General features: G+C 68.4%; 12 protein-coding genes and 1 pseudogene. 2 read left to right on the forward strand and 11 right to left on the reverse strand.

Translation table 11 applies throughout. From position 1 onward, the window contains the following. Positions 1–80 precede the first annotated feature (80 nt). The 4 genes from ACWEVO_RS00070 to ACWEVO_RS00085 all read right to left on the reverse strand — a co-directional run bounded on the left by ACWEVO_RS00070 (position 81) and on the right by ACWEVO_RS00085 (position 6,585). Positions 81–536: a hypothetical protein gene (locus ACWEVO_RS00070; RefSeq protein ID WP_452305332.1), complete on the reverse strand. Its 456-nt coding sequence runs from the start codon at positions 534–536 to the stop codon at positions 81–83. A gap of 77 nt (positions 537–613) precedes the next feature. Beyond that, positions 614–799 carry a hypothetical protein gene (locus ACWEVO_RS00075; RefSeq protein WP_046566800.1) on the reverse strand — a complete coding sequence of 62 codons (186 nt, stop codon included), beginning with the start codon at positions 797–799 and terminating at the stop codon, positions 614–616. A gap of 601 nt (positions 800–1,400) precedes the next feature. Continuing rightward, complete coding sequence (locus ACWEVO_RS00080) at positions 1,401–4,430, reverse strand: hypothetical protein (RefSeq protein WP_452305333.1); 3,030 nt, start codon at positions 4,428–4,430, stop codon at positions 1,401–1,403. Between the two features lie 1,576 nt (positions 4,431–6,006). Further along, complete coding sequence (locus ACWEVO_RS00085) at positions 6,007–6,585, reverse strand: hypothetical protein (RefSeq protein ID WP_452305334.1); 579 nt, start codon at positions 6,583–6,585, stop codon at positions 6,007–6,009. A 35-nt stretch (positions 6,586–6,620) separates the two neighbouring features. Between ACWEVO_RS00085 and ACWEVO_RS00090 the strand changes: the two genes are divergently transcribed. Next, entirely contained in the window at positions 6,621–6,767 is a 147-nt protein-coding gene (locus ACWEVO_RS00090; protein ID WP_161801610.1) for a hypothetical protein, read from the forward strand. 185 nt (positions 6,768–6,952) lie between these two features. On the opposite strand, the gene ACWEVO_RS00095 is transcribed toward ACWEVO_RS00090, so the two are convergent. The 3 genes from ACWEVO_RS00095 to ACWEVO_RS00105 all read right to left on the reverse strand — a co-directional run bounded on the left by ACWEVO_RS00095 (position 6,953) and on the right by ACWEVO_RS00105 (position 14,596). Next, positions 6,953–8,443, reverse strand: a complete 1,491-nt coding sequence (locus tag ACWEVO_RS00095) for a GTPase domain-containing protein (protein ID WP_452305335.1) — start codon at positions 8,441–8,443, stop codon at positions 6,953–6,955. A gap of 97 nt (positions 8,444–8,540) precedes the next feature. After that, the gene (locus ACWEVO_RS00100; RefSeq protein ID WP_452305336.1) at positions 8,541–12,443 is read right to left on the reverse strand and encodes a GTPase; all 3,903 of its coding nucleotides are present in this window, start codon (positions 12,441–12,443) and stop codon (positions 8,541–8,543) included. Positions 12,444–13,717: 1,274 nt separating this feature from the next. Continuing rightward, complete coding sequence (locus ACWEVO_RS00105) at positions 13,718–14,596, reverse strand: macro domain-containing protein (protein WP_452305337.1); 879 nt, start codon at positions 14,594–14,596, stop codon at positions 13,718–13,720. Positions 14,597–14,710: 114 nt separating this feature from the next. Here ACWEVO_RS00105 and ACWEVO_RS00110 point away from each other — a divergent pair. Beyond that, positions 14,711–14,906, forward strand: a pseudogene (locus tag ACWEVO_RS00110) (hypothetical protein). Positions 14,907–15,298: 392 nt separating this feature from the next. Here ACWEVO_RS00110 and ACWEVO_RS00115 read toward each other — a convergent pair. From ACWEVO_RS00115 to ACWEVO_RS00130, 4 genes are read right to left on the reverse strand one after another with little or no spacing between them, the layout of a single operon-like run. Continuing rightward, positions 15,299–17,419: a DEAD/DEAH box helicase gene (locus ACWEVO_RS00115; protein WP_452305338.1), complete on the reverse strand. Its 2,121-nt coding sequence runs from the start codon at positions 17,417–17,419 to the stop codon at positions 15,299–15,301. Then, the gene (gene brxD / locus ACWEVO_RS00120; protein ID WP_452305339.1) at positions 17,416–18,723 is read right to left on the reverse strand and encodes a BREX system ATP-binding protein BrxD; all 1,308 of its coding nucleotides are present in this window, start codon (positions 18,721–18,723) and stop codon (positions 17,416–17,418) included. Before brxD ends, ACWEVO_RS00115 begins: the two co-directional genes overlap by 4 nt. Next, positions 18,720–21,485, reverse strand: coding sequence for a BREX-2 system phosphatase PglZ (gene pglZ / locus ACWEVO_RS00125; protein WP_452305340.1), 2,766 nt, complete (start codon positions 21,483–21,485; stop codon positions 18,720–18,722). The genes brxD and pglZ overlap by 4 nt, the downstream gene beginning before the upstream one ends. After that, a complete protein-coding gene (locus tag ACWEVO_RS00130) occupies positions 21,482–25,225 on the reverse strand; it encodes a DUF6079 family protein (RefSeq protein ID WP_452305341.1) in 3,744 nt (1,247 codons plus the stop codon). Before ACWEVO_RS00130 ends, pglZ begins: the two co-directional genes overlap by 4 nt. Positions 25,226–25,236 lie beyond the last annotated feature (11 nt).

A 25,236-nucleotide genomic window follows, 5' to 3' on the forward strand; every position in this document is an offset into this window, starting at 1 on the left:
TCCTAGCAAACGGCCCGGGTGGCATCACGCGTCGCCGACTGGCCGGCACGGCTCTACCCGTACCTGACTGAACCTTTTAGTCAGGGGAAGGTCAAGGCGCGACGATAGACGCCAGATGCGGATCGGGGGAACTTGCTTGATGCCGGAGATGTGCGCCGGCCGCGTTGACCGGTGCACATCGGGTCTTGCTCGCCGTCGCGGTGGCGGATACACGCCGCGTAGTACCGGGGTCGGATTGGGATGACCGGGCCGCCGCCGGCGATGCCGCCATACAGGCCGGGCTGGCTGGTCAGCACGCTGCAGCCGAGGTCGATCGCGGCGAGCACCGCGGTGGCGGCGTCGACCCTGCCGACCGTGTCGAGGGTGACTGCGAGGGCCTCCCAGCTGTCCGGCTCCGGCGAGAGGATCTCGGCGATCGGGTGGTTGACGAGCAGCTGCAGACGGTCCGTGTCGACGAGCACCCGGGCGGCTTCGGCCACGCACAGTACCGGCAGCCCGAACACGCAGTTCTCTTCGTCGGCGACCTCGGCGATCACCTCACCGACGTCGATCGACCCTCGAGTGAAGGCGATGATCGCGGAGGCGTCGAGGACGACCCGGACGGGCGGTTCGGTCACGCGGCGCGGGCCGGCAGGCCGAGCTGCTCGCGAGCCTGGGCGTCGAGCTCCGCCGTCCACCGCTCCCGGGCCTCGTCCAGGCGGCGGCGCGCGCGAGCCTTCCCCTCGTCGGAGACGACGATGCCGGCGGCGGCGAGGATCTCCTCGCTGCGGGCGCCGGTGTTGGGGCTCCTGTCGGCCATGCCCGCAGGATACCCCCTGGTAGGCGCGGGAGTCACCAGCACGCCGCCGGCGCTGCTGCCGGGCGCTGGGGCTACTGGTGCTGGTGGGGCAGTTGAGCGTGGCACGCGAACGGCGGGAGCGCGACCTCGAGGAGAGGCGTACCCGGTCGCCAAACGCATCACCGACTCCGGCCCATGCCTGGTTCCCGGTTAGCATCCCGACCGGCCGGTCCTGCCCGCCACCATCACCCACCGGCTCCAACGCCTCGGCCTCCAGCCCAGCAGCTACCGCGCTGCCGCCCCTGGTTCACCTGGCCGTCGAGATGCCCCCGGCCGTCCTCGGCGACATCCTCCCAGTTAACCGGGCCGTTGCGGCGAGCTGGAGACAGCCCGGCGTTCGCGGAGGTGCTGCGAGAGCGAGTTGCGGGGGTACGGAATGGAGTTGCCAACGCTGCGTGGCGAGCCCTGTACTGACGGCGCCCTCCCCGCCTCTACCAGGTCCGCACCCGCACCGCGCCCAGATCGACGACCGGTGCCGGGCAGGACAGTGCCGAGCGACGCAGGGCTTCTGCGTCGCGGGCCGGTATACGCCGCTAATCCGGACCGGCGCCGCCGCGACCGCCTACTCCGGTGGTCCCGCAGCGACGTCGATGCCGGCCCTGGCCAGTAGGGTCAGTGCCTCCGGGAAGGCGCGGTTGAGCGGGCCGTGGTTGATGCGGACGCGGCTAGCAAGTTCATTGTCCCGGGCGATGCGGGTGGCGTCGCCGAGCACCGTGAGCCGGTAGTGCCACCATCGCACCGCTCCGTCGCGCTGCTCTACCCGGATCAGGTCATCTGCGGCCCGGGCGGCGATCGCCCATCTGCCGTTCGCCCCGGTGGCCCACACGGCGACGACGCCGGCGCCGTCGATGGCATCGAGAGCCTCGGCGGCCGCGTGGAACGGGTTGGTGAAGGCGCCGCCGACGTGGAGTGCGGTGTCAGCGTGCCGGTTCACCCGCCAGGCCGGCCGGCGGTCCTCCAGCTTGTCGATGGCGGTGGCGAGCGGGTCGTCGTCGACGATCATCACCGCGGTGCGCATGACGTCGTCCGGGTCGATGGGGAAGCCGCGGCTGTTGCTTATGGCCTCCGCGTAGTCAGCCACGAGGGTGGCGTCGGCGGCGACCACGAGGTGCGCGGCCCGTTCGGCGGCCTCCTCGTAGCGCAGGTACTCGGCGGGGCGGCCCGCCGTGGGTAGGTGGTCGCGGATGAGGTAGAGAGCGACGGCGGCCACGCTCGCGACGTTGGCCTCGATGGCCGCTGGCATGTCGTCCAGGTCGAGCGTCTCGACCACCTGGGCGAGCACGGTGATCCACCCCTGCTCACCGTGCGGCGTCTCCCAGGCGCCCAGTTCGACGCCGACGAGCACGAGCGTCCCGACCGCCAACCGGTCGATGGCGGGCAGGTGGGCGAGGTCGACGCGAACGGCACGGGTGAGCGCGCGGCCGACGCGGCGCAACTCGTGCAGCGCTCGCTCGTCGTTGTCGTCGTTCGGGTCGCTCTCGTCGTCCGCGTTGCGGGAGCCGCCGAGCTCGGCGTTCTGCCCGGTCGAGGGGTCGATGTCGTCGTTGACGGTGTTCGCGTCGTCTCCGTCGAGTCCGGCGGCGCGTTCGTCGCTGAGGAGGTCGGTCGGCTGGAGCAGGTCGCTGCCGTAGCTCGTGCTGGTGGCGGAAAGGGCCGCAAACCCGCCGAGTGAGAAGTGGAACATGGCTGTGCCGAGCCGGCTTTTGGCGTCGTCGCTGTAGCGCAGCCAGTCCTCGGGGTCGGTGTCGAGCCTCGGCGTGCCGGTGGCTGTCTCCGACTCGCCGGTGGGCCCGCTGGTGCCGCCTGCGGCGGGTAGGGCGATGCTGGCGCGGGAGGCGGCGAGCTGCCGGACCCCGTGGAGCCACCGTTCGGCCAGGCGCGCGTCGGCGAGGATCTCGATCGGTCCCTGGGAGCCTCCCCGCGGCTCGTCGCTCACCCGGAACATGGTCCGTTCGGGATCGGTGACGAACACCAGGTTTCCGTCGCGCGTGACGCCGTGTTCGGTCCATGCCGTCCGCACCCGGGATCCGCCGGGCAGGTCGACGCCGGCGATGAGGTGTTGGACGGCGCCTTCGGGGACGGCACCGACGTCGGCCCAGGTGTCGAAATCGGTGTGGGAGGAGGCCACGATCCGTACCGGGCGGGGTGTGGGGTGCGCGAACGTGAGGTGCAGTCCGCCGGCGGCGCGGGTCGCCGCGAGGAGCGTGGCCCTGGTGGCCGTGTCGACGTGGTTGGTCGTGCTGATCCGGACGGCGGGCACCTCGTCGAGGCGGATCGGCACACCGCCGGGAAACAGCGGTGCGGAAGGCCGGGCAAGAACGGCGAGCTCGACGTTTCCGCCGTCGGCGACGGGCTTGAGCAAAGCTGCCGAGGACAGGTTGGGGCTGCCGGTGAGCGTCCAGCATGCGCCGTCGTAGCCGATGGCTTCGACGAGCTTGCCGTGTCGGTAGGAGCGGTGCCGGTCCTCCACCACCTCGAGGTCGATGCCGAGGTCGCCGATCACACGGGCTATCGCCTCGGGTTGCACGACTGTCCGGTACCCGGATTGCACGGCGAGCGTGACACGTGCCGGGGCCAGACGCAGCGTCAGCTCCTGGATTGCCTCGGCGCGCGCGTCGTGAAACGGCGCATAGAGCCGCAGGCACTCCACGGGCGTGACCGGAAGCTGGTCGATGATGGGAGCGTCGGAGGTGTGCACCAGCCGGTGGCCCGTGTCAACGACCTGGCCTCCGCTCAAGGCTTCGAGGGCGGCGGCGGTGCGACCCATCGCGTCGGCGGCGGGCGGGCTGATCGCGCAGAGCCGGGCGACGCTCCGCAGCCATTCCGCCGCGTCGACGACCAGCCGGGGACACCTGTCCCGATCCACGGCGGCGATCGTCCAGGTCTCGGCGTTGAGGTGCCAGCCGCCGACCGAAAGGTTGCCCGAGCCGACGGCCACCAGCGCTCGCGCGGGCCCCACGATGACGGTGAGCTTGGGGTGGAAGGCCCTCCCCGCGGTTGGGGGTACGGCGAGGCCGTGCACGTAGCGGGTGCCGGCGTTTCGGGCGGCGCGCGGGTCCGGGTTGGACATGCGCAGATCGCCGACGACCGTGACGCGGGCACCGGTCGCCTGGGTGACGCCCAGCACGGCACGCTCGAAGAAGCCTAGGTCGGCGTTGAAGGTGCAGAAGAGCGCCTCACGGGCCTGCCGATCGGCGTGTTTCTCCTCGGCAAAGATGTACGGCAGAGGCGACGGCACTGTCACGACGTCGCCGGCGTTCTGGTAGTCGCCGCCGCCGACCTCGAAGGCCTGGTCAGGCAATGAGGTCACCACGGTCACCGATCCCCCACACGGCGTCGGTGCGGGCGAGCAGGCCCATGCCGGCGAGGATGCCGGCCAGTTGGTCCCACCGCAGCGAGGCGGAACCCGCCGTCTCGTCGGAGTCCCGGAACAGCAGGTCATCGCGCAGATGCACCCGGGTGGGAATCTTGAGAACGCCCTTTCGGGGGTCGACGCGGGCCTTGGCCAGCGCGAGCCGCTGCGACCGGTCGACCATCGTGTCGGTGAGCCATCGGGCGAAGTCGCGCAGTGACCTGTCGTGCCATCGGTCAAGCTGGTCGGCCAACCACCGCGGCGCCAGCTGCTCGTAGCGGTCCTGTGCTTCGTGTCCCTCGAAGCCGTGCAGCTCCCGACCGGCCAGCTCACGCACACGGCGAGCGCCGAGGGCCAGCACGCTGAGGTCGCGCACGGGAGTCTCCAGGCCCAACAGCCCCGGATCGTGCTCGGCGGGCACCGGCCGTTCCGTGCTGTCCATGGTTCGTGGCAGCCCATCCCGGAACGCTCCGACGGTGCTGTCGGGTAGCAGGTCCGCGAGGTGTGCGGCCAGCTCCGCGCGGGGCGTGAGCCCTTGGATGCCGTTGACAAGCCAGGCCCAGAGGCTCCGCCACGCCGTGACGGAGTAGTTGCGCAGGATGAGGCCCCGCCACTCGTCGGACAGCTCCAATGCAGACAGGACCGGGTCGCTCATCGCCTCCGGCTCGTATGCAAGAAATCGCGACACGTCACGGGTTACCCGGCGGACCTCCGTCAGCTGAATGACGCGGGCGATCATGCGCAGCGTCTGCCGGCGGACACCGGCCCGCGTCGCAGGCGTCTCGGCGTCCGAGGCGGCGAACAGTCGGGCGAGCCAAGCGCCGTCCGCGCTGGTGGCCGAATGGCAGATGCACAGCGACTCGTAGGCGTCGAGCGTCGCGTCGTCGAGGGTCCGCCTGCTGACCAGGTCAAGCACGTCGCCGAGCCCCTGAGCGACAGCACCGGTATCCATCTGGTCACCGGGACCGATGTCGTCGGCTCTGGTCACGATTCGAAGCAGAACCTCGGAGCCCCGGTACGCCGGCCAGAAACCCCAATTCGGCTTGGCGTAGACACCCGGCGCGGCCAACTCCGCCACATCCACGCCGCCGTCGGACCCCCGCCTCAGGATCTCGTCGTATCCGTGTGGTCGGGACAGCGCCTCGTGGGCGAAGCCGGCGGCGCGGTAGTGACGCGCCGACACCGCCCCAACGACGACCTCAGCCCGGCGCAACAGGCTCTGTGCCGCGCTGCGGGGCAAGCCCCGCCTCTGCGCCTCCGCGGAGATCAGGCCGTGAAGCGCGTAGTAGCGGGCGTTGAGAGTAACCGTCGTGACCCCGGGCACAAGCCGATCTACAACGTTCATGGTGAACCGCTCCACCGACAGCGGAAACCGGCCCGCGTAAGTCCTTGATCCTGAAGACGACCACCCAGGACCAGTCACCACGGCCGCCAGTCTGCCGCCGGCTCCGACTCGGCGCAAGCACGGACGAGCGTCGGGGTGATAGCCAGGGTGACGACGTTGGAGACAGTCTCTCCGGCTGGCCGCCGCCGACGCCGTACATCCCGGGGCCAGCTCGTCGAGTGGCTCGGGCACCGGCCCTCGTCATCGCGCCATGGACTGCGGGAGGTATCCACCCTGGGGACATCTCAGTCAGAAGCGGCAAGCCGCCTGTGGCCTCGTCCTCCGGCACTCCAAATCACTGATCTTCCGGCAGAGGGCACGATCATCGGGGCGCAACGCTCCATAGGTGCATGAGACCATGGTCGCCGCGCTCTTGCCCTTATGGGACAGAAGGTCGTTGAGCGCCATACTCGCTGCAGAGACATCCGCCTCTTAGCCCCAGATCGCTATGGCCGGGCCTGGACCGAACAGTTGGTCTTCGATGAGGCGGATCTCCTTGATCCTGCTTCCCTTATCCAGCAGGAAGGTGAGCCAGCCGCGAACGCAGTCTTTCGGCAGGACTGTGGCGGAGTAAGGCAGGGCAGGCTGCCGCGGTTCGGGAGTGATGTCGGCGGGCTGTAGTTGGTAGTCGTCGGTGGTCTTGAGCTGCCAGGAGCTCCAACTCGGGGTCGGCAGGCTCTCCCCCGTGGTGGCGTTGCAGATCTTCACATCGGCCGGCACCCACACTTTGCCCTTGTCGGGCTCGGAGTCCGCCTGTCCGTCAAATTTGGCCGAGTAAATGGTTACTTTCCAACCAGCGCCGGTGAATGTCTGGCCGATCTTGAGCCGGGCCGGGCCCTGGTCCTCAGTCGGGGATGGCGACCTGTCCACAGCGGTCGGGGTTCTCGTGGCAGGCGCGGCCGAACTGGCCTGCGAAACTGGACCCCGCGGTGCTGGTGTATCGGCGCTGTTGCCGCAACCGGCAAGGAGGACCGCCGCCGTGGCGACGGCAGAAAGTGAGCCTGCCTTCATGACCCGTAACCCACCGTCCCTTGTGGGGTGTCGCAGTGAACGCCTCAAGCGGCTACAACACCGTCGTGCGGACGAACGGCGCCGGGCTCTGCATCGACGTCGAGTGGGTACGCCGCCACGCCGGGAAGGGCTTCCGCGTTCATCCCGCCGGTGGGTCCTGGAACGAACCTTCGGCGGCCTGATGCAGCACGGTGACTCGTGTGTGACTACAAAACCCTCCCTCGGCGCCCCTGCGACGATGATCCGTTGGGCGAGCCGACGCTGGTCGCTGGTGAAGTACCTCGGGTGGTGCCGAGGAAAACCAAGGGCGACCCGGGGAGGAGAATAGCCATGACGGGACGAGACAGACGATCAGCAACCCGCTTGCTTACGCCCCTGTCTCGTGCAGCGGCCTTGCAGCCGCTCGAGAGAGACCCTCGCCTTCCACGATGGCTTCTTGCAGTTGCCTGACGAGTTGGCGCAGGCTCGCGTCGAGGTCGACCTGGTCTTTCGTCTGGGCGATGATCTCGTCGCGTACGTTGTCGACGAACGGCTGCCAGGTGTCGCGGGCGAGCCGCGTGCATTCGGCGATGACCTGTTGACGCATGTCGGCCGCGGCCTTGTCCTGGTTCAGGCGCGTGCGATTCGCGAGGTGTTGGTCGACGAACTTCGTCAGGTAGACGGTGAGGGGGAGCGCGGCTTCGACGGTGCCGAGGTACGGCTTCACCTTCTCGGCCATCTTTAACGTCTTGGTCTGCTTGCCGGCGGTCTCCCCGACGTCCTTGGTCATGGTCTTCAGCACGCCGAGCAGCATGCCCCCGATGTTCTTGGTGTGTTCCGAGATCTGGCCTAGCCCGTCCGGCGCGGTGGCGGCGTTCTCCCCGGACTTGAGTGTCCCGACCAGCGAAGCGAAGCCGGCCCAGGTGGGGAGTGCGCGGTCTCGCTCCTTGCCCTTGCGGATCGACTGCCGCAACCGATCTAGGTGGCCCTCATTCTTGGCGAACCACTCGCCGACCGTGCGCTGCAGGTCGTCGGCGGCGGAGCCGGACTCCCACGACCGCCGCAGCACCTCGTCGATGAGACCTTCGAGGCCGGCCTGAGCGGCCCGGTCGAGGTTGCCGAGCTGCCTCTCCCATTGGCCGCGGCGATCGACGCCGTGGGCTGCCACCCTGGCCTGTTCCGCGTAGTCCGCCAGTTGCCCGCGCAGTACGGACAAGGTCTCGTCCAGCACCGCTGACCAGTACCGTTGCCCGGCCGCATGCCGCCACTCCGGCAGGGCCGACGGGGACACCGCCCCGAAAGCGTTCGTGAGGTCCTGCATGCCGTCCCAGTCCCGGAACTCGTCCCAGGTGTCGCGGCCGAGATCGGTCACCGGCCCGGCGGTCTGGAACGGGTCCTGCGAGACGACGAAGACCGGCACCCGATCGTCCAGGCCGAACAGGTCCCGCAACTCGCGGACCTTGCGGTCACCGAGTTCCCGGTACCCCGCGGGGTCGTACTCCGGGTTCCCGAAGGCCTCGTCGAACCGGGAGATGACGAACCACATCGTCCCGGCCGGCCAGCCCCGCGTGAACAGCCTCCGGAGCACGTCACGTTCGGCGGTCACCAGCTGCGGGGTCAGCACCGCGATGCCGACGTCGGTGAGCCCGACCGCGGCCATCGCGCGGGAGCTGTTCTTTTCGCGGACGCCCGACGCGCCGACGTCGAATCCGGGGGTGTCGCGGACGATGCACGTACCCAACTCGACCTCGTTGACCTCGAAGGTCTCGTGACGTGCGCTGATCGTCAGCCAGCCGGGAACGTCGCGGCCCGAGTCGACGAGCAAGCGGCGCAGCAGGGAGCTCTTGCCGGTGTCGTAGGAGCCGAAGAGGGTCACCACCGGTTGGTCCCGCTTCTGGAAGGCGTCCCAGTCGTCGGCGTACCGCCCGGGCGATCCACCGGGAAGCCGCCCCAGCCAGTCGCGCACCGCGTCAATGTCAACCACTGTAATCCGTTCCTTCCATTTCTTCCGCGGCCACGATCAGGGCATCGGCCACCTCGACACGTACCTTTGCCGATTCCATCTGCTCGACGATCGACGATTCCCGGGCGAGGTGTTCGTCGAGCAGCGCTTCGAGGTCCCCCGTCCGCTGCTCGAGGTAGGAGACGTGACCTCCCCACTGCTCATCGCGCATGATCAGATCGACGATCATCGCGGCCGTCTCGTCGATCTTCTGCCACGCCAACTCCTGCCGCTCCCGGTGCTGGCCGGCCTTCTGGGCGTCGGTAGCCATCTCCGCGATGTCCACGGCGGAGGCGATGGCCCCGAGGACGAGCCCGACCCGGGCGACGTTGGCGCCGCCCTTGACCGCGCCCCACGGTTTGAACTTGTAGTTGAACTGCTTCAGGACCGTGTAGAACGCGTCCCGGTTTCCGAGGGCTTTCGCGAGCGGCGCAACGGCTCCTGCGACACTGCCGGCGCCCGCGACGATTTCCTCGTACCAGGCGGTTCCCTGGGCCTGGAACTCTGCCGCGGGCTCGGGCGCCACCTGGAGTTCGGCAGCGCGAATCTCGCGACTGATCGTCGGGAGGTGATCGCCATGCCACTCGGCCAACCGGCGTGCCGCGTCGTCGCGGTAGCGTTCAAGATCAGCCTCGACCTGCGGTGTCTTCCACCAGGACTCGACGAGGCTCGTCATCTTCTGGGCGTCCTTGCGGTCGAGGTCCGCGACCGCGGATTTCGCCGGCACCGCGTGGCGGTCCACCATGCGCCGGGCGTCCTCGCGCAGTGAGCTCTCGACAATCATGGCGTCGCGCACCGCGTCCCGGAGGCTGGCGATCAGCGGTTCCAGGTGGCTCAGTGCCTTCTCGCCTTCGGCCAGCACCTGGTGCAGCGTATGCCGGTGACGCTTAAGGGCAGTGACCGCCGCGTCGAGGGCGGCCGAGCACGTCGCCTCGGCCAGCCGCTCGTCGGAGAGGCCGGACAGGGCGCTCGTCAGTGCGGCCACGCCGTCCCACAGCCGATGCTCGTCGAAGTCTGCGGGCTGGGCCGTTGCCGCCCCACCGACCAGGCCGAACGGATCCCCGGACAGGCAGTGGATCCGGTCGAGCTCCACGTCGGCGCCACGCGCGGCGAGGGCCGCGCGTAGCTCCTCGCGTTTGCGGTTCTGCAGATGGAGGAAGTCATCGGGTGCGGTCAGCGGATCGACGCCCAGCTCGTCGCACCGGTTGATGAGAAACACCATCCGCCCGCCCTTGGCGGCGGTCATCTCCGTGCCGCGCAGGAGCTCCTCCAGCATCGAGGTGTTGCCGACCAGCAGGTTGACGTGGACGACGACGAGCACGAGAGCGCCCTCGGTGATGGCCTCGAGCGCGGTGGCGTCGTGCTCGTCGTGTCCGCTCTGCAGGCCGGGCGTGTCCACGAGATCGAACCCCGGGAACCGGTAGCGGGTCGCGGCCGTGGTTGCCGGCAGCGCCCGGGTGTCGAACGCGGTGTCCGGCCGCAGGCCACCGTCCACCATGATCCGGTGGACCAGCGACGACTTACCCGAGTTGTAGTCACCCAGCACGGCGAAGGACGGCCGCGCCCCGCGGACGCGCCAGAAGGCTCGGACGACGTCGGCCAGCGCCGGGTCACGCCGGGCCGCGTCCTCAAGGTCGTGGCGCCAGGAGTAGATCTGCGCCGGCGTCGGTGACCGCCACGCCGCGGTCACGGCGTGTGCAAGCCGCGTGCGGTCCGCCTCCTGGCGACTCGCGTACGCCTCGCGCACCGCCTCGCTGATCCGCACCGGCTGGTGGTCGACGCCGGACTCCAGCCAGTCCTCGCCCAGCAACGCCCGGTTCACCTCGGCCGGGGTTTCCCCCATCCGGCGCTGTGCCCGCCGCAGGACGTCGGTCACCGCCGGCGTGGGCCGAACCGCGTCGGCGTAGGTCCGCAGGCTGTCGAGTAGCCGCGTGATTCGGGCGCGCGCCATCCGACGCTCGATCGCGGCGCTCAGCGACTCACCGACCGTGGGCCCCAGCGACGTCCACGCGGCTCTGCGGCTGTCCTGGACGAGCGCGTCCTCGTAGGCGACGAACGTCCGCTCCACCGCCCGATGGCCTTCGGCGATGGCGTCGGCCTTTGCCTTCCGGGTCTGCTCCGCGCCCTCCTCGCTCGCCTTCTTACCGAAGTACTTCCCGACCTGCGTGACGATGCCGATGCCGGCGAACGTGGTGGCGAGCACCCAGCCTGCGGGGTTCCAGATGAGCGGCAGCGCAAGGGCGCCGAGTCCCACCGCGATGCTCGTGCCCTGGGCGGCGTCACCCGCCAAGCTGCCGCCCTTGTCACCGGCGATCGTCGCGGCGTGCACCGCGGCCGGCCCGCTCGCAGCGGGCTCGTCGTCCACCGCGATCTCCAGCTCACGCTGCAGGAACACCTGCCGATCCGCCCACACGGCCTGCGCCGCGGTGGTCATGGCTCCTTCGTCATACGTGGCCGCCCGAAACTCGGGCTCGCCGAACGCCTTGCGTTCGGCGAAGGCCCGCTGGATCGCGTCGTCTACGTTGACCTTCGCCTGCCGGTGGCAGCCCGCCAGGTGTGACGCGGCGAGATGCCGGACGAAACGGTCCAGCGACCCCTTGGGCGGCGAGGTGTACGGGCCGCCCCGCGCCTGCTCGGACAGATCGACCAGGTCTCCGCTGAGCGCCGCGTCGTGCAGCCACTGGGCACGTTCGGCGTCCTCCGGATAGCCCAGCACGGCGAACAGCGACTCGACCCGGCGCTCCAGGGACTCCGCCTCCCGCTCGAGTTCGGCCGCCAGGTCTTCGAGCTCGCCGATCCCGCGGCGGCACCGTGACCGGATGTCCTCGCGCAGCGCGGTCAGCCGCAGATCGGCGCCGCCGTCCGCGATCGAGGCGGTGATGAGGCGCTCCAGCTCGGGAAAGTTTGACCAGCGGTCGAGGTAGTCCGTACCGAAACGCTCCCGTTCGTTGTGGAAGTCCTCCGGGAACGGACCGCGGAACGGGGTCGCGGCGCGCGCGTACAGGGCCCGCTGGCTCTGGATCGCGACGACCGGGATGTCGAACAACCCGATCTGGGCGAGCTGGGTCCGGATGTTGTCGGCGTGCTGGCGAACCGTCTCGGACAGATGCCGGCGGCCGGACTCCCGGACCACCGCCGGGTGATGCCAGCGCCGGTTGCGGGAGTTGAGGACGGCCACCACCGGCTTTCCCCGGTCGAGGACCCAGGCGGCGATCTTCTCGAACTCCATCGCCTGCTGGGACTGGCTGTCGAAGCACAGGAGCACGATGTCGGCGATCTCAACCGCCGCACGGGCCCTGGCTTCGAGTACATCACGACTCTCGGAGGCGCCCCAGCCGTTGATCCCGGGTGTGTCGAACAGCCGGCAGTCCCGCCACCCGACATGGCGCACCTCGGTGGTGAAATCGTTGTCACCGGGCGAGACGTACGCCCCGTCGAGCCGGCCGAACACCGACAGCAGGGTGCTCTTTCCGGCGCCGGTTCGCCCGAAGAACGCGATGTTGAATGTGCCGAGCGACTCCCGCTCACGCTCAAGGTGACGCCGCAGCTCCGCCGGAAACCCCTGGACGAAGTCTTCCAGCCGAGCGATCGAGCCCGGGCCCTGGCCTTGAGTGAAGGCGGCGACCAGGTCGTCCGTGATGTCGTCCAGGTGCATCAGTTCCGCGCGTCCCTGCTCGACGGCCGACCGAACGGCCTCCTCGAATGACCGCACCTCTGTCGTCAACTCATCATCACTTTCGCTGCCTGGTGGGTCACGCTCGAATGCATCGTCGACTTGCCGACGACGACTCAACGAGAAGCTGTCTACGGGATGCATGGCGATCTTGTCCAGCGTGAAGCTGAGATCACAGCCCGTCTGCCGGGGGGAAAATTCCAATGCTTCACCTGATCGGGTGCAGCGGTGCCGGCCAAGCGATGATCGGGTACTGCTCGACCGGGTCAGTAACGGCTGCGTCGGTGGCCGCGTCTCGTCCGCGGACGTGGACGCGGATTCGGTAGGCCTCAGGCCCGGCGGCCGTCAGGGTCGGGATCTGGTCGGGTCCGCCACTGGGGCGCAGGCCACTGGGATCTTCGCCGCAGGTAGAACGATGTTCACGAGCAGCGGCACGACCCCAGTACCGAGATCCGGACGCCGCACGAAGGGCAGAACGCCGTCCCTCGTGTGGCAACCTCGGGTGGCGTTTGTTTCGGCAGGGGTGGCGGAGCTCCATCGGATTTCGCCTTACGGGGCGAAGCCGCTTGCTGTAGCGCTTTGCGGGTTTTCGGACCGATTCGCTCTTTCTTGGTCCTAGCGCGGCGCCGTCTGACAGCCAGGCTCTCGGTACCAGGTATCGAGATACCAGGCGGCGGAAGAATGCTCCTCACCAGGTCGGTCGACACATTTGACCATCCCATGTTGCGGAGGTAACGCGAGATCTCCCAGGTGGCCCACAACGGCTGGCGCGCATGAATTATAAAAACCGCCCGGCGAATTTCCTCGAGAGGAGGGCGAAGCTCAACAGGTCTGGGTGCCGCAGCGACCACTATCTCCTTGCGGGGCTTCGGGATGCGCTTGATTCGGGATTGTACCCGGCGTACGGCAAGCGAAATTTCTTTCGATGTCAGGCGAGCCCAACCGTCGCCCTTGCGGTGAAGAATCGTCTGCACGGATTCCTGCGCCTTCGAGCGCAGGATGACGGCAATCTCACTCTCGAGTTCACGAACCGACGGCTTCGGTGCGCGACGGACGCCTGCCGAAGCCGCGGTCGCCTCCGCCTTGCCTCGTCGCCGGGCAGGGGGCTTGGATTTGATAACCAGGGGTGCGGAAGAGCGATCGGGTCCGGCCACAGCCCGGTCCAGCCACGTGTCAGGCCCGTGATCGGGACCTTCATCGTCAGTCCTGTCATCTGCCGAGGACGAGCCACGACCGAGGTACCAATCGTTGATTGTGCGGCCCCTGACCACCGCGCCCCTTTCGAAGCAGCCATTGGGACTCCAGGATGCCAACTGTCGGGTGGGAAGTCATCCTTCACGCGGCCGGGTCGTTGTGGATGTAAGCATTCGTCCCCTGCCGTGCGCTGAGGGCAGTCTGTGTGGTGGACCAAGCGCCGTCCACGCCGTCCGCTGGCCTACCACAACGCCCGGGCCGCGCCCTGGTGCAGGTGGATTGAGTCAGTCAACCGGGAATGTGTCGGGTTCGCGTCGCGCGGCGTAGCGGTCGAGCAGGATCGGCACTCCCGTGTGCACCCACCATGGAACGTGGACGGCGCCGGCAGACATGCCGTGGCCCGGGTCGAACTCGGGGACGTATATCGCTCCGGCGTGGTCTTGCCACGGTGCCGATTCGCGGCTGGTGAGATGTTCGCCGACAACCTGCTCGATGGTGTCCATGATGAGCGTCCGTAAGTCGAACCAGTCGTCTGGCAGCGGCGTGTCCGCGAACCGCGCGCGAAGCTCTCGCCACAGGTAGAAATCGCCCCGCAGCGAGTACTGGATCGGCTCGCGCTCAAACAAGGAGCCGACGCTGTCTGTGTCGACGGGCGGCGGACACCGAACCCAGACGGCCGCGCGGGTTCGCTTGTGCATGGCTTCGTCGAATGCAACGAGCCGCACCTCGTCGACGCCCGTCTCGGCGGCCGCGATGGTCTCGATCGCCGCCTCGATGGCATCGGCGTGTGGCCAGCCGCGGACGCCGGTGCTGATCAGCGGGAACGCGACACTACACGCGCCCAGTTCGTCGGCGACCTTCAGCGCGCGGCGGTAACACGACACCAGCAGGGAGCGGTCGCGCTGCCCGGCGTTGTAGTTCGGGCCGACCGTGTGGATGACCCACCGGGCGGGCAGGTCGCCTGCTGTTGTCCATCCGGCGTCGCCGGCGGCGAGGCCGCTAGGAAACCGGGCGATGCAGTCACGCAGGATCGCCGGGCCTCCGCTGTGATGGATCGCGCCATCCACACCGCCGCCTCCGCGCATAGCCCTGTTCGCCGCGTTGACGATGGCGTCAACGTCCTGCGTCGTGATGTCCCCGAGAACGGCGGTGATGACTGGCACGCCATCAGTCTGCCCGGAGGCACCGACAGAACAGCGACCACCCGGCACAATGCTTCCCGCTCCTGCCGCTCGCGGTGCAGCCGGACCGCTGACTACGTTTCGCACCGTCAGAGCGTGGAGGTGCTGCTGAGCGGCGGGCCCAATGAGGGCCAGGTGGTGCCCGGCGTGGGGAGACCGCCGTGTGGCAGGCCTGCCTGCACGAGATCAAACCCGCGTACGGCCACCGGCGCGGCCGTCACCCACGTGTCTACCGACACCGCCCCGACCGTTGCCAGCCCTACCCCGAGGCGCCCAGGACCGCCGCGAATGACCCGGCAGCCCGCCGAGACGAAGCGGCAGCCAAGATCACGGTTGGGCTCCCGCTGCACGCCCACATCGCCGGCCAGCCCTGGGGAACAAGAGGTCGGCTTGGGTGGCCAGCAACGGCGACACGATCAGTGCGGCCCAGCCAACCGGGCGCCACGGCGACGGAAAAACAACTATTGATACACCTTCACGAGTGCTTGCACGTGCAGGCCCCCGTCGCTGTCCCTCAGCCGGCGAGCCCGGTCGGTGAGGGTGAGGTGTGCCAGGGCCAGCACGCTGGAGGGCCAGAGCGTCGCGTCGGAGGTCCCCATCGAGCCCGAGACTGGAGAGGCCACACTCGCGAACCTCGTAGCCGAACTCGAACACGTCACACAGCCAGACTGACACACTGCCCGGCTATGCCTGAACGAACCGCGTCGGCTCCTGCAAGACAGCGGTTGCGCCGCCGAGGTCGGCGAGGCGAGACGCCAACGTCGCCAGCGCGAGCCGCTCCGGCAGCGCTTCGCTGAACTTGAGTCCGTCAAGAGCTTTCTTGTTGACCTCGGGCAAGCACAGACGCTGATCTGCGTCGGCGATGAGTGTCCGCCATTCTTCCCGAGTGAGATTCGCCCGTAGGCGGACCTGGCAGTCATCGAAGCGTTGAACCGGGTCGACCACCTCGGTCAACGTGGCGGCCAAGGTGGCGTTCGCGCGGAAACCGGCCCAGGTCCACCACCGTAGGTCACCACCATTCCGATCGCGGAGGATGACGCTGCCTCCCGGATGTACCAGCGAGGATCGTTCATCCCGTTCGTGAGCGAGCCGCTTCGCTGCTCGCTGAGTGAGCTTCACAGGGGGATCAGCACCAAGAAGTACCTCCCGCATGGCGCGGCTCAGCTCGAATCCAAGACCTGCCCACCCGCCGGTCATCCAGCGAGCCTTTCCGCCACTCTCGGCGGGTTCGACGAAACAGCGTCGGCGCCGCCAGTCGATGTAGGTGACCCGCCAACTTCGCCCGTTGAGTAGCAGTCGACGGTCGCCCTGCACCTCCTCCGTGAGCAGCGCGGGGTCGACGCGGCCCAGCTCATCGCGGCCCACCAGGACGGTGAACTCGGGTGCTCCGACGAATACTGCTGTCATGCCCATGAAGTGTCGGTGCCCGAAGCGCCGTTCAGCTTCGGGACCGATGTAGAGCATGTCGCTGTCGCTGTCGAGGTAGCCCTGATCGATCAGATGGCGAAGGATCGGGGTGGCGCCGCGGCCGAAGGGGTCGAGACCGTTCCACCACTGCGGCCAGTTCTGATCTCCCACTCGGTGTTCTTGCAGGCAGAGCGCGAGCATCTGCTGGGCGACGATGTGCCGTGGCTCTGGCGGGGCGACGACTGGCTCGACCCATCCGCGGCCCCAGAGCACCAGCAGGGCCGCTGCCTCCAGCAGGGCGTCGCCGCTGCGGGTGAGAAAGAGGCAGTTGCGGATGCTGCCAGGCCGCCGACCTGTCCGCCCGAGTCGTTGCAGGAATGAGGCCACGGTCGAAGGGGCGTCGATCTGAATGACGCGGTCGAGGTCACCAACGTCGATTCCCAGTTCGAGTGTGCTGGTTGAAACAATGACGCAGTCGCGTGCCTCGGCGAACGCCTCTTCCGAGCGTCTTCTTTCGTCAGCGGACAGCGAGGCGTGTGACAGGAAGGTGGTGATGCCGCGATCCCGCAGAAGACTGCCGAGTTGTTCTACGGCCTGGCGGGATTCGCAGAAGACCAGCCGTTTCTCACCGGAGTGCAGCCCGGCGAGCACGGTGGCAGCATTTTGCAGGGATCCGACGAAGTCGAGTTCGATTTCGCCCGGCGGAGGTGTCGCTGCGGTCGCTGTCGCGGCGACCGGCAGGTCAGGAGCTATGACGCTTCCGGCCCGAACACCCGCGCCGGCGCCCTGCAGCCAGGTCAACAGGCGATCCGGATTGCCGACGGTTGCCGAGAGCCCGATCCGCTGAACGGGACGGCCGATCAGGTGGGTCAGACGTTCCAGGACGGCGAGCAGATGCCAGCCACGGTCGTCGCCGGCAAAAGCGTGCACCTCGTCGACGACCACGGCACGCAGACCGGCGAAGAACGCCCGATGGTCGACGTTACGGCTGACCAGCATCGATTCCAAGGATTCCGGCGTGGTCAGGAGCACGTCTGGGCGGGCAGCCAGGATGGCCCGCCGTCGCGACGCGGTGACGTCGCCATGCCAGAGCGCGGCTCGCCGTCCCAGCCAGTCGGCGTAGCGTTCCCAGCGCGGCAGCAGATTGTTGAGCAGGGCTTTGAGCGGGCAGAGGTACAGCACGGAGGTTCCGGACCAGCCCTCGGCTGCCATCCGGGACAACAGCGGAAACGCTGCCGCTTCGGTTTTGCCCCCAGCGGTCGGGGCGAGGAGGAGCGTGTCCTCGCCAGCCAGAAGCGGCTCCACAGCAGCTTCCTGCAGGGGTCGCAGACCCGGCCATTGCAGGGAGTTGACGATGTGGTGCAGCAGCGCGGGATGTAGCAGGTCGGCGGCAGTCACACGTCTAGTGCAATGTCGTCGGCACTTGCGGCGTTGCGTTCCACGTCGGTCATCTCCGCTGCCGACATGGTCGGCGCGTAGTGCTGCCTAGGGTCGAAGTCCGGGAACTGGTCGACCCGGTCGAGGACATCGCCCACCAGCTTCTTCAGATACAGGCGCGGCACGATGCCGACCTTTCCACCCAGGCCGCCGGCAACGGCACGAGCCAGCTGGTCAAGGTACGCGCCGTCGACCAGAGTCCGTATCCGGTCGGGAGCAGTTGACCCGGCGGCGTAGAGATCCCGAACGCGGCCACCCAGCTCGACCAGGGACCCGATCGTGAAGCCCGGCAGACGGATCTGCACGGCCCTGGGGTTGTCGAATCTGGGATCCGTGCCGAAGTCGACGGCAAGCCGTTGCGCCAGCGGGGCGAGCCGCTGCACGCCCTGCTGCCCGTCGTAGAACGCAGGCGTGCCGGTGATGACGAGATGCAGTCCGGGGAAGCGTCCGGAGTGCACCTCGTCGATCAGCTGGCGCAGCGCATTGAGTGCCTTGTCCCGGACGTCGCCACGGACCCGTTGCAGTGTCTCGACCTCATCGAGGACAAGGACCAATCCCGGATGGCCGGCGTCCCGTAGGACGGTGAGCAGCCCCTGGAGGAAGGCCATGGCGCCGAAATGGTCGAGCTCGCCACGGATTCCGGCGGCTCGTTTCGCCGATGCCGCGACCTGTGGCTGTCCGGCCATCCATGCGGCCAGTCCGTCGGCGACGACGGTGTCGCCCGAGCTCAACGCCGCCCGGTAGCCGCGCAACGCCAGTGCGAAGAGCGGGGAGTGCTTGCTGACCTGGGCGAGCCGCTGTTCGAGGAGCCGATCCACAGCCGCGCCCACGTCTGCCTCCGCGGCCGGATCAGCTTCGAGCGCGTCGGCCTCCAGCGTGAACAGCCAGGAGTCAAGAACAGCGCGGAACGCGCTGGATGGCATCGACGCCGTCCGCATGGACTCGGTGATGCGCCGGTACACGGTTTCCAACCGGTGCAACGGCGTCTGGGTCTCGGAGATCTGCACCTCGGCCGCGGCGAAACCGCGGCGAAGAGCCCGCTCGGCCAAGTGTCGAGTAAAGAAGGTTTTGCCAGCGCCGTATTCGCCCCGCACCGCCTTGAACACGGCGCCGCCAGAACTGACCGTGTCGAGCTCGCCGTCGAGAGCGGCGGAAAAACGGTCGAGGCCGACCGCGAGCAGGTCGAGTCCGCTCTCCGGAACGGTTCCACGGCGAAGCGCATCGATCACCTCGCGTCGGCGCCGCTGGGAGACGTCCAGTGTCACGAGGGCACCTCGAACTGCTCGGACAGGAGCGCGACGTCAAGCGTGACCGTGCCGGTCGCTGGTTCGACGGCCAGAACGGCGTACCCCTCAATGTTGAGCAGTTGCTGAACCTGCGTCAGCGCACCCCGGAGCCGGGTCTGTGCCACTCCTAGGGCTTGGGCTGCGAGGGTTGGTGCCAGCCGGTTGGCAGCTGCCCCCACCAGCGCGTCGATGATGCTCGCAATCTGATCGTCGGTGACGATGAGGCGGCCGTTGATCCTCCGCTGTGCCTTGTAGACCGAGCTGGTCACGATGGCTTGGCCGAGTGTCACCGCCGGTTGCTCGGTGGCCTGTGGGCCCAGGTCGAACAGGGCCGGGCTGTCCTGTCGATCTCCGCGGCTCTTGGTGATCGCGGCTTTCGGGGCTGGCGGCTCGGCAGGCAGCCGCGGAGCGGCCGCGGAGGTGAGCCACCAGGTGGGTTCCTGCGGCGGCAGCAAGTCCAGGCCGGCCCGGTTGCGGGTCTCATCAGGTACGAGGACGGCCACCGGGACGACGACCTCCGCTGCGCTCGCTCCCCCGTGGTAGCCGGCTTTCAGGGGTCCGTACCTGAGGGTCTCGTCGACGGCCAGGACGGCTCGGTGGCCGTCGGTGAGGACGCGAGGGCCGCTGACCTCGATCTCGTCGTCCTGGACGGGAGCGGTCGCCGGGCGGGAACGAGCACTGGAAATATTCGGGTACGAGCGTTGTGCGCCTTGGCGGCGTTCGACGATGTGACCGTGGTCGGAGGTCACGACGACCGTCCGCCCTGCGGCTGCAGCCCGAGCGAGAAGCGGTTCAAGATGCTTGACAGCGTCAGCGGTCCAAACCGTTCCCGCAGGGTCGCTGCGGTCGAGTGCGTCGTCGATCGTGTTCAGGACGACGGTCACCAGCGACAGCTCGATGTCATCGATGGCGCTGCCGACGTCCGGGCTGACCGACCAGCCTGCTGCCGTCGTATCCACTGCTTTTTTATGGAAGAGCCTTGCAGTGATCTTTCCGCCTTTGGCGGTGATTTCCGCGTACCCGTGCTGTTCTTCGGACTGCTGCCCGCGGGTTAGGCGGCCGGAGAGCAAAGAGGCACGACTCACCTCGGTGATTGACGGCAACGCCGCGAGCGCTGCGGTCCTCCGGCGGTTGCCGGCTCCTGGCAGGGCAGCCTCGAGCCAGCCGAGACGTGTAGTCGCGTCGGACAGGATCTCCGTCGCGACAGCGGCGCTCATACCGTCGAGGACGAGCAGCAGCACGGGGGCCTTGCGTGCGAGCGGGATGACGCAGCCTGGTAGCAATTGCTCTAGGTACCAGATGGTTCCCGAGTCGGCGGGCACGCCGCGGCTGGTAGGGATTGGCGCTGAGGCGAGCGCCCGGGCGAAGCGACGTTCCTGTGCGCGACGTCGCTTCTGGGCGGCCGTGACGACGGCGTGGAGTGCGCTTGACAGGCTCGGATCGTCAACGCCGCCGAACGCGTCGTTGATCGCCGCGTCAGCCCATGCCGCGTTGTCGAGGTACTGGCGCACGAGAGCGCCGAGCGCACGGGCATCCGAGGCAGCGCCGGGCGGTGGATCAACTTCAGAGAGCCACCGGACAAGTCGTACCGCGGCCTCGAAGGGAACGCGAAGTGGCGTTTTCGCTCCGAGCCGGTGCTTCTGAACTGCTGCCCAGGCGGTCTCGACGGTGTTCGTGTTGTCGAGATGGCCAGGTGAAGCGATTGCCCGGCGCAGGGCGTCGGCAAGCGCGACAAATCGTGCCCGTAATCCGCCGGCGAGAAGGTCTGAGTAGCGGGCCAGCGGCTCGGCCTGGAGCTGCGTGAGAATCACGTCGGCCCGGTCGAGGGAGCGTGCAACGTCGTCGTCGGCGCGCCGATCGTGAATCAGGTCGGACAACAGTGTGTCCGCTGCTTGTCCGAGTGCGGCCAACGCGGTCTGCGAAGGGCTGGGATCGCCCCATCGCGGTTCGAGCCGGACCAGAGCAAGTTGGGCCTGATGCGCTGTCGGCGGGTCATATCGGTCAGCGGTCAGCAGGCGAAGGACCAGACCGAGCGGTACGACGTCGGCGAGCTCGCCACGAGACAGCAGCGCACGTATCGGGCCTGCGGCCGAGCCCGCCCGCTGGGCGATCCAGTCAAGTGTGGTGTCGGCGAGCAGGTCTCCGACGCTTCGGCGCAAAGCGCCGAGGGAGGCGACGCTCTGCGCAGCGATCGACCAGCGGAGGACGCCGAGGACGTCGGCGGTGTCCGTATCGAAGCCGAGGTGGGTTGCGGCGACGGCACCAAGCGCGTGGGTGCGGGTGAGTACCCCGGCCGGGGCTGCAGGCCAGCCCGCCTGCGGGGTTGCAGCGACCAACGCGGTGGCCAGCTCTCGGTTGTCCGGTCGGCTGGTCAGGGCAGGGTCGATTCCGGTGGCAGCGAATCGAGTCCGCACTGCCTCCCAGGGGTCAGGGCTGCGCAAGCGCTGCCAGATGAAGTGGGCGAGGATACCGGCGCCGAGGTCGGCGTCGTCACGGTCGGTGACGACGACGAGCCAGTCGCCGTCGCGGTGGTCGCCGAGCAGCTCGCGGGCGGCCAGCGCTGACTCGGCCGCTCGGACCCGTACGGTCTGGCCCTGGTGTTGGAGGTCGGCGGTGATGGCGCGGTCGGGGACGCCACGGATGCCGATGACGCCGCTGCCGTAGTTCTTGGCGCGGGCTTCGTCAACGATGGCGAGCACCATCGATGCGCTCACCCGCGTTGTGGCCATGGCGACGGTCACGGCAGCACTCGCCACGTCACCTCAACGGTGACGTCAGGGTTGTCGTTCAAGAAGGCTTGCAGCTGGTCCATGATGTCTCTGTTTCCCGCTCCGCCTGCCCGGCTGGAACTCCCGGCCTTGGGGCCCGACACCACCGGCTTTGGCTTGGGCGTAGGACCCGCCGGGGGCGCGGTGCTTTCCGCCAACCAGCTGAAGATCCCGTCCTCGCAGGAGGCAAGCGCCCGTCCGATCGGGACTGGCAACTCGTCCTGCTCCAGAGCGGCCCGTAGGCCGTTCACGACGGCAGCAGCATCCGCGGCGCGGCTTCCCTCGCCCTTCATAGCTTCGCGAAGCGGGTCGAGCCGGTGCCAAGGAAACGCAGTGAGTGCCTTGTCAACAGCGTCCGCCGAAGCCAGCGATTTACCCGCGGCGACTGGAGTCGCACCGCCGAGATCCGCCTTCGCCAACACCTGGACGAGCTTGACGCCGTCCAGGTGACGCAGTTGCTGCATCAGCGCGGAACAGGCTTTGGCGGTCCTCAGCCGGCTACCTTCTGCAATCGCCAGACGTCGGTACGCCGCCTCGATCGCTCCCACCAACCCGGGCGCGGTCTTCGATAGTTCCGCTGCCTTGGCGGCGACCTGCCCGACGAAATCAGCCACAGCGGGCGCGGTGAGATACGCCCCGGCTGTGATGCCGAGCATCGCGCCGGCCACGGTTCGCGCCGTCTCCCAATCACCGGCGGACGGCAGTTCCTGGGTGCGCAGCTCCATCACCGGGGTGAGCGAGCCAGGCTCCGGTACGACCGGTAGCGCCGTCCCTTGTTGGAACCAAGCCCGCTGCCGCAGCGCCGCCCACGCGATGACAACCAGGTCGGCGACCTCGTCCCGCAGCCCATGGGCGGGCGAGACGTCCCGGATCCAGCGTCGCAGCTCCGCGACGGTCACCGGACCGTCGGCGGGCTTGCCCTGTTCCTGCGCTCGTCGGCCGAGTGCTCGCTCGATCTCCTGACCCCACGGGGTGAACCGATCGTCGCCGAAGAGGTAGTGCATCTCCGTGGCCTTGCCGACGCCGAGCGGCTCCGCGATCCGTCGTACCACGGCGGCGTCGGCCTGAAGCTCGACGCGTTTCTCGCTGTCCGCCGCGCTCTGTGCGACGTACCGAGCAACGGCTTTGAGGTCGCGGACTTTGACCTCGACGTCGCCTGGCTCGAACAGCGGATGCGCGGGGTAGAGGGCCTTGAACGCCTGGTCGAGAAGGTTGTTGAAGGCCTGACCGAGCGTGGCGCCGACCGGATTGACAGGGGCGAAGCGACGCTCGAAGGAGAACAGCGTCCGCTCGTGTGACGCGTCCTCGATGAGGACGCCCGGGCGCGGTGACGCGGCGCCGTATGCCTGCTGCACCGCGTCCTCAAGGCTGCGCCGCAGCGTGTTTCGCTGGGACTCCAGGATTGACCGGGCCAGGGCACGGTCGGTCTCGTTGAGGTGGTCGGCGTGCCCCTGCCAGCGCTCGGTGCTGCCGTCGAGCAGCCAGTTGAGGATGACGAGGCGTCGCAGTTCGCGGATCTTGTCGTCCGAGAGGAACCGCGGCAGCCACACGACGGTCCGCTCCTGCACACCGCGAGCCACCATCTCGTCCAGCCGTTGCAGGTCTTCGGCCGTCGAGTGGCCCGGGTCGTCGAACGGGTGGTCGATGACGATGCGCCAGGTGTCCGGGGCCGCCCGGAAGTGGTCGTCGGACAGCCAGCTGCGGTCGCGAACGTTGCCGAAGAGCACATCGACCTTGCGCTTCGAGCCACGCCAGATGAAGTCGTACGGGTAGGCGCCTTGCAGGTCCTGGGACGCCAGCGTAATGCCCAGGCTTTCGCTGACGAGTTCCTTCAACAGTTCACGGCGCCGGCCCTCGTTGTCCTCGGCCTTGGCCCGCTCCACGATCGACTCGTAGTCGACGTCGGACAGCTGCACCCGGATCGTCGGGTTGCGGTCGTCGCCGTCGAGATGGATCTCCGGAATGTCCCGGGCCCAGGTGCGCACCTTGGACAGCACGACAGCCGCCTCACCACCCGGCAGCGGCGACACGATGGAACCGTGGTTGAGCGACGCGAGCCGGGCCGCGGTCAGCGCCATCAGGGCCGGAACCTTCGGGGCGACGGCCGACAACAGGAGGGTCTTGGCCAGCCGGTCGTCGGTGCGGAATCCCGGCGGAACCTTCTCGGGCTCCTCGCGCAGGGTCCGCTCGTCGATGCCGTGGATCCCGAGCAGCAAGGGCCGCAGCTTGTCCGTGTAGAGCTTGTTGGCTGACCGGAAGAGAGCAGCCGCCTCGGCGTCCAGCGCCTGCCCGGTCTGCCCCTGCACCACGAGGTCGAAGGAGTCACCGACCGGGATAATCTGGTCGATCGTAAGAGTCTCGCGCCGGTCGACGAGCATCTGCTGCATGACCTTGAGCGCGGTCCGCTCGCGCTGCATGACGCTGGCCAGGCTGCGCAAGGTCGACACCAGGGCCGGAGAGAACGGGTAGGTGAGGCGGAACGCCTTCTCATCGGAGCCCCGATGCCGTTCATCGGTGTTCACGCCGTCGAGCAGCACGTCCCACACCGCCGGCCGCCGGTCGATCGCACCGAACGCGCCCTCGAGCACGGCGGCAGCATCGGCGTCCTTGGGCTGCAGGAGGCGGCGATTGGCCACGTACGGCAGGTTGTCGTCGCCGAGCGGGATGACACCGAACCGGCCTTCCTGGTGGCGGAAGGCGCGGTCGAGCGCGTCCTGCTCCGCGCCGCTGGCGCCGGAGTCGGCGAACCAGCGCCGCAGGTCCATCTGCCTGGCTACGAAGGAAATGAGCGGAATTGGTCGGCCACCGATGGACGACTCGACCAGCTTGGTGAGCTTCTGCGATTCGCGGCGGAAGAACTCCCGGTCCTGCACCGAGAACGCCAGCCACAGGACCAGCTCGTCGAGGAAGAGAACCACGGCGTCGTAGCCGAGACTCTTGGCGTGCGTCGAGATCGCCGCCAGGCCGGTGTCCAGGTCGACGTACTCCGCCTGCTGCGTGTAGGAGCGGAAGTACGTTTCGACCAGGGCCGAAACCAGCTTCTGCCGGCTGGGGCTCGCGGCCGAGGCCGCACGAGCCTCGGCGTAGCGAACAGCATCCCACTCCCCCGCGCCCAGCACAGCAGCCCAAGGATCGGCCGCGCCGCCGCCCTCGCCCCCTGCTTCGCCGTTGAGGCCGGCGAAGAACTGCTGGTCGCCGAGCTGGGCCCGGTAACGTTCAGCGTCTTCGAGAAGAGCATCAGACTTGTGTACGGCGGGCAGCGGCGCACCGGGGCGGCGCTCGGCGATCTGGCGGATGTAACCCTGGAAGAGGGCCTCCTCCATCGTCCGCGCCCCGAGCATGTGGAAGGCGAGCGGCAGGATCTTCCGGTCGGCCAGGACGGGATCGTGGCGCGCCACCACGGGCTGAAGCTCAGCCTTGGAGCGGGCGGCCGGCTCGTGTTCGAGGAGGGCATGCAGCACGGCCATGAAGTGCGACTTACCCGAACCGAACGAGCCGGTGAGGAACGAGCCGCGGCTCGTGCCGGAGGTGATTCCCTCGGCCACCAGGCCCATAGCCGCGTCGAATGCCTCGACAAGTGCATCGGTGACGACGTATTCGTCGAGCGTGCGCTGGACCGCGTTGTGCCCGACCGAGTCGGTCAGACGCAGGACGTAGTCCTCCGCGCCGGCACGCTCGGGAATGGTGATGACGTCGCGGAGCGGGGTACTCACGCCTTCTCCTC

Source organism: Micromonospora sp. NPDC003776 (assembly GCF_053605645.1).